Genomic DNA, 9424 nt, shown 5'->3' on the forward strand with positions numbered 1-9424 from the left:
GCCCCGCCGCCGTCCCGCCGCCCCGCCGCCGTGCACCGGGCCCGGCGGGCGCTCCGGTTCAGGGCTTGCGGGCGACCCCGGCGTAGACCGGCACGATGCCCTCGGCCTGAGCCGCCACGTCCTCCGGGTCGGGCCGCCAGCCGGAGACCGGGATCACGCCGGGGCCGAGCAGGTCCAGGCCGTCGAAGAACCGCGCGAACTCGGCGAGGGGCCGGGGATGGAAGGGGGTGCCGCTGCGCCGGAAGTTCTCGGCCGCCCTACCGACGGCCACGGGGTTCAGATCGGCGGTCACCTGCGAGAGGATCAGCCAACTGCCCGGCGCGAGCGCGGCCGTGTACTGCTTCAGCAGGCCGTGGACGTCGTCGCCCTCCGGGTCGCTGCCCAGGTAGTGGGTCAGCGCCACCAGCGACAGCGCGACCGGCCGTGCGAGATCCAGGGTGTCGGCGGCCCGGCCCAGCAGCGCGGCGCGGTCGCGGACGTCGGCGTGCACGTACTGGGTGGCGCCCTCGGCCGAACCGTGCAGCAGCGCCTCGGCGTGCCGCAGCACGATGGGGTCGTTGTCCGCGTAGACGACCCTCGCCGCGGGCGCCACGCCCTGCGCCACCTGGTGCAGGTTGGGCTCGGTGGGGATGCCGGTGCCGATGTCCAGGAACTGGCGTATGCCGGCCTCGGCGGCCGCCCGGACGGCCCGTTGCATGAACCGGCGGTTGGCCCGTGCCCCGCGCAGCACCGTGTCGTCCACCGCGAGGATCCGCCGGGCCAGTTCCTCGTCCACGGGGTAGTTGTCCTTGCCGCCCAGCCACCAGTCGTAGACGCGCGCGGGGTGCGGCCTGGTGGTGTCGACGCGGGCGGCGGTGCGGTCCGGCTCGGTTCCGGTCATCCTGGTCTGCTCCTGGAGGGGGCCGATGGGGGCGGCGGCTCGCGGGGCGGGCCGCGGTCACGGAGCGGCGCGCACCTCGCGCAGGATCTCCTTGGTGCGCGGCGCGGACGCGGCGTGCGTCGTCATGTGGTCGAGGACCTCCAGATGCGCGGAGACCTCCTTGCGGTCGTCGAGGTACAAGGCGCCGGTCAGATACTCGGTGACGACCATGTCGGGCAGTTCGGGCTCGGCGAACCGGAACAGCGAGAACGGCGCGGACGTCCCCGGATGCGGACCGGACGCGAACTCGGAGATCTGCAACGTGATCCGGTCGCGCTCGGCGAACTCCGCCAGCTTGTCCAGCTGTTCGGACATCACCGTGGCGTCCTCGCTCACCGGGCGGCGCAGCACCGTCTCGTCCATGACCACCCACAGGTGGGGCGGGTCCGCGCTCTCCAGCAGGCGCTGACGGGCCATGCGCAGCGACACGTGACGCTCGAGGGACCGGGGAGTGGTGCGCCCGACCGTGCCCGCCTCCAGGACGGCCCGCGCGTAGGCCTCCGTCTGCAACAGGCCGGGGACGAAGTGCGGCTCGTACGAGCGGATCAGCCGCGCCGCGCCCTCCAGGCTCACGTAGAGGCTGAACCACTCGGGCAGCACGTCGTGGTAGCGCTGCCACCAGCCGGGGCGGTTGGCCTCCTCGGTGAGCGAGACGAACAGCGCGCTCTCCGCCTCGGGGACGCCGTAGGCGTCCAGCAGGACCTGCACGTACGGGACCTTCAGCGCGACGTCGGCGGTCTCCATGCGGCGTACGGTCGCCGGAGCGACGCGCAGCGCGCGGGCCGCCTCCTCACGGCTGAGGCCGGCCGCCTCGCGCAGCTCCTGCAACCGCCTGCCGAGCACCACCTGGCCCACCGTGGGCGCGGGCCGTCGTTCACTCACGCCACGTCTCTCCTAGCGTTCGGGCACACCGGTCAGTGTGTCACGTCCCCGGCCCCCGGCTCACGGGAACGGAGTCGAACATTCCTCGCGGCCCGCGCACGACGATGCGTCAACCGGTCGTCGTGTGGAGGTACTTCACCGTCGCCGGATCGGCCGGGAGGAACGTCTCGACGGCGAGCTCGGCGACGGTCACGTCCATGGGGGTGTTGAAGGTGGAGACGGACGAGATGAAGGAGAGGACCTGCCCCTCGTGCTCGATGCGCATCGGCAGCGCGAAGTACGGCACCTCCTCGGCCGGTTCGGCCGAAGGCGGCCCGGGGCTCTCGGCGACGGGATACGCGGCGACCTCGTCGTACAGCTCGCGCAGCGGCGCCGAGCGGTACAGCGCGATCTGGCGCTCCATCTGCGCCAGCAGGTGGCCGCGCCACTCGCGCAGGTTGCGGATGCGCGGCGCGAGACCCTGGGGGTGCAGCGTGAGGCGCATCGCGTTCAGCGGCGGAGCGAGCAGGGACTCCGGCACGCCGTCCAGCAGCATCGTGATGCCCCGGTTGGCCGCCACCACGTCGTACCGGGCGTCCATGATCAGCGCCGGGTACGGTTCGTAGCCCCGGATCAGCCGCTCCAGCCCGGAGCGCAGGGCGTCCAGGGCGGGGTCGTCCAGCGGGGTCTGCGGGTAGTGCGGGGCGTAACCGGCGGCCAGGAGGAGCGCGTTGCGTTCGCGCACGGGCACGTCCAGACGCTCGGCGAGCCGCAGCACCATCTCCTCGCTGGGCCGGGAGCGGCCCGTCTCCACGAAGCTGATGTGCCGGGCCGAGGAGTCGGCGCTGAGCGCCAGTTCCAGCTGGCTCATCCGCCGACGCTCCCGCCAGGCCCGCAGCAGTGGGCCGACACCACGGTCGGCGGGGGCGGCGGGCAGGGCGGATGAGGCGTTCGTACCGGTCGCGGCTGTGGTCATGCTCAAGACCGTAGTGGAGGAGCGCGGGGAGGTGCGCGGCCGCGGACGTCGTGCGGCGCGGGCCTGCGGGGGCTGCCACGGACGCGGCTCTGACCAGGGCCGGGACGGCGTTCCTGTGGCACGCTGGACAGGTACGCGACGTCCAGGGGGCGTCCGGGAAGGGAGCCGGGGCATGGCCGTGGAGCCGCTGTCGCAGGAAGAGATCGAGGAGCGGCTGTCCGAGCTGCCGGGCTGGTCCCTGGACGGCGGCCGCCTGACCCGCTCCTACCGGCTGGACTCCCACTTCGCCGCGACCGCCCTGGTCGTCCATGTCGCACGGATCCAGGACGAGCTCGATCACCACTCCGAGCTCACCCTCGGCTACGACACGGTGTCCCTCGCGGTGCACACCCACAGCGCGGGCGGCGCCGTCACCCGCCTGGACGTCGAACTGGCCCGCCGGGTGGAGGCGGCGGCCCCGGCGCACGGCGCGCGCTGACGCAAGGGCCCGCGGACGGGAGGATCCGCGCGGGCGGGCATGCACGGCCGGCAGGGCGGGAACGGCGAGGGAACGGACGGCACGGCCGTGCCGGCGAGAACGTCCGCAGACAGCCGACAACGGCGGGCACGCACGAGGCGGGCGGCACGGCGGTCGGTTGGCAGGGCGGGCGACGGCGGCGACGGGACGGGGAACGCGCGTGCTGGACTACGACGAGGAAGCCGAGCGGTACGACGTCTCGCGCGGCGGCGAACCCCGCGCGGCGGCGGCAGCGGAGGGCGTGCTGGGCCTCCTGCCGGCCGGGGCGCGCACGCTGCTGGACGTCGCCTGCGGCACCGGCATCGTGACCCGGCGGCTCGCGTCCGGCCGGGAGGGGCTGCGTGTGACGGGGGTGGACCGGGCCCCCGCCATGGCCGGGCACGCGGCCGCCCGGCTGCCCGGCGCCGTCGTCCTCGCCGACGCCCGCCGACTGCCCTTCCGGGACGGGGAGTTCGACGCCGTGAGCAGTGTGTGGCTGCTCCATCTCGTCGAGGACCCCGCCCACGCGCGACGGATCGTCGCCGAGTGCGCTCGGGTGCTGCGGCCCGGCGGCGTCTACGTCACCACGGTCGACAAGGGCGCCTCGCACAACGTGGGCAGCGACATCGATGTCGTCCTGGCCGACCGTCCGCCCCGGCCGGCCTCGGACACGGCCGAGGTCGTGGAGGCGTACGCCCGCGGATGCGGTCTGGTCCCGGCCGGGGAGGCCCGCTTCCCCGGCCGGGGCCAGGGCCGCAGCCCGCGCCGGGCCGTCGCGGACCTGCGACGCGGCTGGTTCGTCACCCTGCCCCCCGGGCATCCGCTCGCCGACGGCTTCGCCGCCCGCCTCGCGGCCCTGCCCGACCAGGACCGGCCCCGCCCGGACCCCGTGTTCACTCTCAGGGCGTTCGGGAAACCGCTTCCCGCGCCGCTTCCACGGGCGCGCCGGGAGGCGTGCCGCCCGGACGCGTGAAGTCCATGACCCAGTTGGTCAGCCAGGTCCGGCCGCCGTCCGGCGAGAAGGCCTGTTCCCAGCGGGCCGCGGCCTCCGAGACGCCCGACCACACGAAGCGGGCCCGCACCTCCTGCCCGTCGTGGACGTCGTCGCCGTAGAACACTCCGCGGTCGCGGCCGGCCGCGCCACGCTCGTCGCCGTCCCCGAAGCCGCCGATCACGGGTGGGAAGAGCCGGCCGCTGAGGCTGGACGACCAGTGCAGCGACCATTGCCGGGTCCGCGGGTCGAAGAGCCGCAGGGTCAGTCCCTTCGCCCCGAGGTGCGGCATGTCGATCTCGTCGATGTTCGCCGCCCCGTCGAACAGGGGCCGGCAGGCGGCCGTGGACGCGAACTCCTCCCAGGGGCTGTCGCCGTCCAGGAAGTCGGTGCGCCGGCGGTGGCGGACCACCCACTCACCGTGGAGGAAGTCGAAGTCGTGCGGGCCGCTCACGCGCGCTCTCCCGTCGTCCGGTCGGTCAGGGAGTCGGCCAGGTAGGCACGGAGGTCCGGGGCCTCGCCGGTCCGGCGGTCGAGCATGTGCCGTACCCACGCGTCCCGCTCGTGCAGGATCGGCGGCAGTTCCCACACGCAGCCGATCCAGGACCGGTCGACGGCCGTGAAACGGGTGGGGTCGTGGTCCGGGCAGCCCAGCACCGGCTGGCCCGCGGCGGCGCCCCCGAAGTGCAGGACGTTGTCCCACACCCAGCTGTACGCGTTCAGGTAGGCGCCGTCGTCGCCGCCCCGGTGCAGGACGACGAACGTGGCCGGCGGCGTGCCGTCCGGCTCGGGCAGCAGCGCGGGGAGGAACGCGTACGCCGCGTTCTCGACCTCGGGCGCGATGCCCGCCGGGTCGGCGGTGACGTGGTAGCGCTTGACCCACCGCCCCGCCACCTCCAGCGGGGGCAGCGCGGTCAGCAGCTTCTCGGCGAAGGGCGTTGCGGACGCGGCGGGCGCCGCCGGTGCGGGAGCCGGGGGCGTGCGGGGCGGGGACGAAGACGTGGAGTAGGTCATGGGCAGGACGCTAGGACGGCTTCACTGACATCCTGTGTCAGTGAAGTCCAGCCGACTCGTCTCGATCCTGTTGCTGCTCCAGGCCCGGGGGCGGATGACCGCCGCGCAGCTCGCCGAGGAACTGGAGGTGTCGGTCCGCACCGTCTACCGGGATGTCGAGGCGCTGGGCGCGGCGGGCGTCCCGCTGTACGGCGACGCCGGCCACGCGGGCGGCTACCGGCTGCTCGACGGGTACCGGACCCGTCTGACGGGTCTGAACGCCGACGAGGCGCAGGCCCTCTTCCTGGCCGGCGCCCCCGGCGCGGCCGCCCAGCTCGGCCTCGGCTCGGTGCTGGCCGCCGCGCGGCTCAAGGTCCGGGCGGCGCTCCCGCCGGAGCTGCGCACGCACGCCGACCGGATCAGCGGCCGCTTCCACCTGGACGCGCCCGGCTGGTACGCGGAGGCGGACGCGCACGAGGCGCCGCACCTGACCGCGGTCGCCGACGCGGTGTGGAACGACCGGGTCCTGGACGTCCTCTACCGGCGGTGGCGGGAGCCCACCGACGTCGAACGCCGGCTCAAGCCCTGGGGTCTGGTTCTCAAGGCGGGGCGGTGGTACGTCGTGGCCGGCCCCGGGCCGCGCACCTACCGAGTCGACAAGATCCTCGAACTCGCCGTCTCGGACGAGGAGTTCACGCGCCCTCCGGACTTCGACCTGGCCGCCCACTGGGCGCGCTACCAGCGCGGGTTCCATGAGCGCCTGTACCAGGGCAGGGCGGAGGCGGTGGTGCGGCTCGCACCGGGGGTGACGCTCGCCCGGGCGCGGGCGACGGGTCCCGACCCGTCGCCGGACGCGGACGGCTGGACGACTCTCACCGTGCCGATCGAGTCCGTCGAGCACGCTCACGCCGAGTTCCTGCGCCTGGGCGCGGACGTCGAGGTCCTGCGGCCGGCCGAGCTGCGCGCGCGGATCGCGCGGACGGCGACCGAACTGGCCGCGCGATACGCCGAGCGGCCGCTGTCCGGACACGGGTGAGGGGACGGCGTCCCGCCGTCCCCTCGCATGGCGTCCCCGCCGGGGGTCAGCCCACCGTGCAGCTCTGATCGCCGAGCTTGAACGCGGCGGGCTTCGTGTTCGAGCCCGACCAGTTCCCGGTGAAGCCGAAGCCGACCGACGAGCCGGCCGCCACGTTGCCGTTCCAGGCGATGTTCTTCGCGGTGACCGCCGCGCCCGTCTGGGTGTGGTCGGCGTTCCAGAGCTGGGAGATCGTCTGCCCGTCGGCGAACGTCCAGCCCAGGCTCCATCCGGACCACGCGCTCGTGCCGGTGTTGGTGAGCTTCACGTCCGCCTGGAAGCCGCCCGACCACTGGTTGGTGATGGTGTACGTCACCGCGCAGGCTCCGGTCGGGGTGGGGGGCGTGGGGTCCGTGCCGCCGCCTCCGCCGTCCCCGCCTCCGGTGTCGGACGTGTCGCCGTAGACGACGCCCCGGCCGTTCGTCGACACGTACACCCGGCCGTACACCCGCGGGTCGCCGGTGATGGCCCCGCCCGTCCAGCCCCACTGGTGGGCGTCGTCGTTGACACGGGTCCAGGTGGCCCCCTTGTCCGTCGAGCGGAAGATGCCGCGGACGCCGGCGATCTTCGCGCTGGTGTACAGGGTCTGGTACGAGGCGCCCGTCGCCGCCTTGCCGAAGCCGATCGTGTCCGCCTGCTCGACGGTGGACAGCTTGGCGAAGGTCGCGCCGGCGTCGGTGGAGTGCCACAGTCCGTACGCGCCGTCGCTCGCCCCGCCCGCCAGCCACACGTCGCCCCGGCCGCCCGGCAGCGCCTTGAAGCGCACGCTGTCCCCGCTCGGCAGCCCGGTCGCAGCGGACGCGGTGAAGGTCGCGCCGCCGTCCGAACTCACGTAGAACCTGCCGGACTTGAACCCGTAGAACACCTTGGGATCGACCCGGTCCGACTCGACGACCGCGTCCGCGGGGATGCCGCTCGCGGCCTGCCACGAGGTGCCGAAACCGGTGGTGTACTGCACGGGCGCGCCCGCCGGGCTCCACACGAACCGGCTGCCGTCGGCCGCCGCGGCGACCGTTCCGCCGCCGCTGACGCCCGAAGGGTCGGTGCCGGCGAACCAGTTGGCGCCGTTGTCCGTGGAGAACGCCACGTGCGGGCCGGAGTCGAGGTTGCCGACCCGGACCACCGTGGCGGGGTTCTTCTCGGCGAAGTCCAGGCTCGTCGTCGTCGTGAAGTTCGGCGAGGTGTACATCATCGACGGCGTCTTCGTCAGGTCCGTGTGGCGGAAGCCGCCGACGTCGCCGAGCGCGCTGAGCAGCGGGGCTCCGGTCGGGGGAGAGGCCAGGTCGTTGACGGCCGTCTCCTCCAGCCCCTGCACCATCGGCTTGAGGGTGAACCGGCCCCCGCTGTCCCACTGGGAGAGGTTCTCCGTCCCGTAGATCGTCGCGCCCGTGCCGTACATCATGCGGCTGGAGTTGAACGGGTCGATCTCCAACGCCTCGGTCATCCAGCCGAGTTTGGGCGTCTGCTCGGGTGGCGACGGGTTCGCTCCCCAGGTCAGCCAGGGAGCGGACGAGACGTCCATCGTGTACCGGTTGGCGCGGTCGGGGTACGACGTGTAGTCCCAGGCCTTCGTCCAGGCGCCGCCGCTGTTGGTCGACCGGAAGATCTGCGTGTCCGGCCACCAGGAACTGTAGGCGGTGGCCATGACGGTGCCGGGCCTCTGCCGGTCGATCGTCAGCCCGCTGAAGCCGTAGTAGGTGTCGGCCTCCGCGACCGGGCTGATGTCCGTCCACGTCCCGGTGGCCGTCGCGTACCGCCACAGCCGGCCCTTGCCGCCGTCGTAGGGGCCGCCCTTGTCGCTGTAGGCGAGGTACAGGTAGCCGTTGACGGCGTCCAGCACGCCCTTGTGCGCCAGGTATCCCGTCGGCTGTCCGGCCAGCCTGGTCCAGGTCACGCCCGCGTCCGTCGACCGGTACACGGCGTTGTCCTTGTCCGCGACCCCGACGTAGACCGTTTTCGTGGCGGTCCCGGAGGATCCGGTGGACTCGTCGAAGGTGACCCAGACGATGCCCTGGTTGTCGGAGGCGTACCCGCTCGTGTCGGAGGGGTCCTGCTGGTAGTTGCCGACGTTGGGGAAGGCGGTCACCTGCGACCAGGTCACGCCCGAGTCGGTCGACCGCCACAGCCCCTTGCCGCTCGGGGCGCCCAGGTACAGCACGCTGTTCTTGTTCGGGTCGACCGCGAGCCGCTCGCCCATGCCCCGGCCGGGCATGTTCCCGCCGAGCTTGAAGGGAAGGTCCGTCTTGCGCCAGCTCGCGCCCCGGTCGGCGGAGCGCAGCACCGCCCCGTTCCCCGGGTCCCAGCTGTTGGTGTACGTGCCGACGGCCGCGTACACCTTGTTCGGGTCGACGGAGTCGGAGGCCAGGCTCACCACGCCGGTGTGCCCCCAGTCCGTCCAGCCGACCGAGTCCAGCAGCGGGGTCCAGCTCTTGCTCGACTCCTGCCAGCGGTAGGCGCCGCCGATGTCGGTGCGGGCGTACGCGAGGTTCTTCTCCTTGCGGTTGAAGACGATGCCCGGCACGAAGCCGCCGCCGTCGATCCGGGCGTTCTTCCAGGTGTACGACTCGGCGGCGAGCGTCGCCTGCGGGCCGTCCGACGCGAGCGCGGGCGGGCTGCCCGCGATCAGGCCGGCGGCGAGCGCCAGCACGGCCGTGAGGATGCGGGTTCTTCGCACGGTGGGGTCCTTCCTCGCGAAACGCCATGGGGGGGAGGAGATCGGTGCGGCGGGAGGTGCGGGGACGTGCGGGCGCCGGACGCGGGGGCGGCGGGCCGGGTTCGGCGCGGGACGTGTCCGGTGCGGGAGTGTCCGGTGCGGGACGTGCGATGGCCGGGCGGCCCCCTGTGCGGGTGGGGGCCGCCCGGCCGGGCCCCGTCGTCAGGTGACGGGGCCACGTACGCGGAGCCTTCGAGCGGCTCCGCCGAGGGGCGGTGTCACCCCGCGCGCCCGGGTCCCGAAGACGGCCGGGGGCGCGGGGATCCGCACGGCCGGCGTCAGCCGGCCCGCGGACGGACACCGCCCGCACCGCGGAGTGCCCAGCGGGGACTATTCGAGAAGCTCCGCGTACGAGCCCATGGCCAGGGCGATGTCTGCCTGGGCCCAGAAGCGGTGGTAG

General features: G+C 73.7%; 9 protein-coding genes. 3 read left to right on the forward strand and 6 right to left on the reverse strand.

Annotated features, from left to right (window positions below):
• Nucleotides 1-58 precede the first annotated feature (58 nt).
• The 3 genes from KMS84_RS36125 to KMS84_RS36135 all read right to left on the reverse strand — a co-directional run bounded on the left by KMS84_RS36125 (nucleotide 59) and on the right by KMS84_RS36135 (nucleotide 2756).
• Nucleotides 59-880 (reverse strand): SAM-dependent methyltransferase, encoded by an 822-nt coding sequence (locus KMS84_RS36125; protein ID WP_256920768.1) that lies wholly within the window; start codon nucleotides 878-880, stop codon nucleotides 59-61.
• A gap of 57 nt (nucleotides 881-937) precedes the next feature.
• Nucleotides 938-1801 (reverse strand): Sco1979 family transcriptional regulator, encoded by an 864-nt coding sequence (locus tag KMS84_RS36130; RefSeq protein ID WP_256920769.1) that lies wholly within the window; start codon nucleotides 1799-1801, stop codon nucleotides 938-940.
• 109 nt (nucleotides 1802-1910) lie between these two features.
• Complete coding sequence (locus KMS84_RS36135; RefSeq protein ID WP_256920770.1) at nucleotides 1911-2756, reverse strand: helix-turn-helix domain-containing protein; 846 nt, start codon at nucleotides 2754-2756, stop codon at nucleotides 1911-1913.
• Between the two features lie 172 nt (nucleotides 2757-2928).
• On the opposite strand from KMS84_RS36135, the gene KMS84_RS36140 reads away from it, so the two are divergent.
• The gene (locus tag KMS84_RS36140) at nucleotides 2929-3234 is read left to right on the forward strand and encodes a 4a-hydroxytetrahydrobiopterin dehydratase (RefSeq protein ID WP_256920771.1); all 306 of its coding nucleotides are present in this window, start codon (nucleotides 2929-2931) and stop codon (nucleotides 3232-3234) included.
• A 199-nt stretch (nucleotides 3235-3433) separates the two neighbouring features.
• Entirely contained in the window at nucleotides 3434-4225 is a 792-nt protein-coding gene (locus tag KMS84_RS36145) for a class I SAM-dependent methyltransferase (RefSeq protein WP_256920772.1), read from the forward strand.
• Here the strand turns inward: KMS84_RS36145 and KMS84_RS36150 are convergent.
• Both KMS84_RS36150 and KMS84_RS36155 read right to left on the reverse strand, forming a co-directional pair.
• Nucleotides 4152-4697 carry a hypothetical protein gene (locus KMS84_RS36150; RefSeq protein ID WP_256920773.1) on the reverse strand — a complete coding sequence of 182 codons (546 nt, stop codon included), beginning with the start codon at nucleotides 4695-4697 and terminating at the stop codon, nucleotides 4152-4154. The genes KMS84_RS36145 and KMS84_RS36150 overlap by 74 nt on opposite strands.
• Entirely contained in the window at nucleotides 4694-5257 is a 564-nt protein-coding gene (locus KMS84_RS36155; protein ID WP_256920774.1) for a hypothetical protein, read from the reverse strand. The genes KMS84_RS36150 and KMS84_RS36155 overlap by 4 nt, the downstream gene beginning before the upstream one ends.
• A gap of 40 nt (nucleotides 5258-5297) precedes the next feature.
• On the opposite strand from KMS84_RS36155, the gene KMS84_RS36160 reads away from it, so the two are divergent.
• Nucleotides 5298-6272, forward strand: coding sequence for a helix-turn-helix transcriptional regulator (locus tag KMS84_RS36160; protein WP_256920775.1), 975 nt, complete (start codon nucleotides 5298-5300; stop codon nucleotides 6270-6272).
• Nucleotides 6273-6318: 46 nt separating this feature from the next.
• On the opposite strand, the gene KMS84_RS36165 is transcribed toward KMS84_RS36160, so the two are convergent.
• The gene (locus tag KMS84_RS36165; protein WP_256920776.1) at nucleotides 6319-8985 is read right to left on the reverse strand and encodes a cellulose binding domain-containing protein; all 2667 of its coding nucleotides are present in this window, start codon (nucleotides 8983-8985) and stop codon (nucleotides 6319-6321) included.
• Between the last annotated feature and the right edge of the window lie 439 nt (nucleotides 8986-9424).

Source organism: Streptomyces hilarionis (assembly GCF_024539675.1).
Lineage (GTDB): Bacteria > Actinomycetota > Actinomycetes > Streptomycetales > Streptomycetaceae > Streptomyces > Streptomyces hilarionis.

What these genes read in the sequence shown, in the direction of transcription:
- KMS84_RS36125 (WP_256920768.1), bottom strand. Translation starts at nt 880, where the DNA reads ATGACCGGAACCGAGCCGGACCGCACCGCCGCCCGCGTCGACACCACC.
- KMS84_RS36135 (WP_256920770.1), bottom strand. Translation starts at nt 2,756, where the DNA reads ATGACCACAGCCGCGACCGGTACGAACGCCTCATCCGCCCTGCCCGCC.
- KMS84_RS36140 (WP_256920771.1), top strand. Translation starts at nt 2,929, where the DNA reads ATGGCCGTGGAGCCGCTGTCGCAGGAAGAGATCGAGGAGCGGCTGTCC.
- KMS84_RS36155 (WP_256920774.1), bottom strand. Translation starts at nt 5,257, where the DNA reads ATGACCTACTCCACGTCTTCGTCCCCGCCCCGCACGCCCCCGGCTCCC.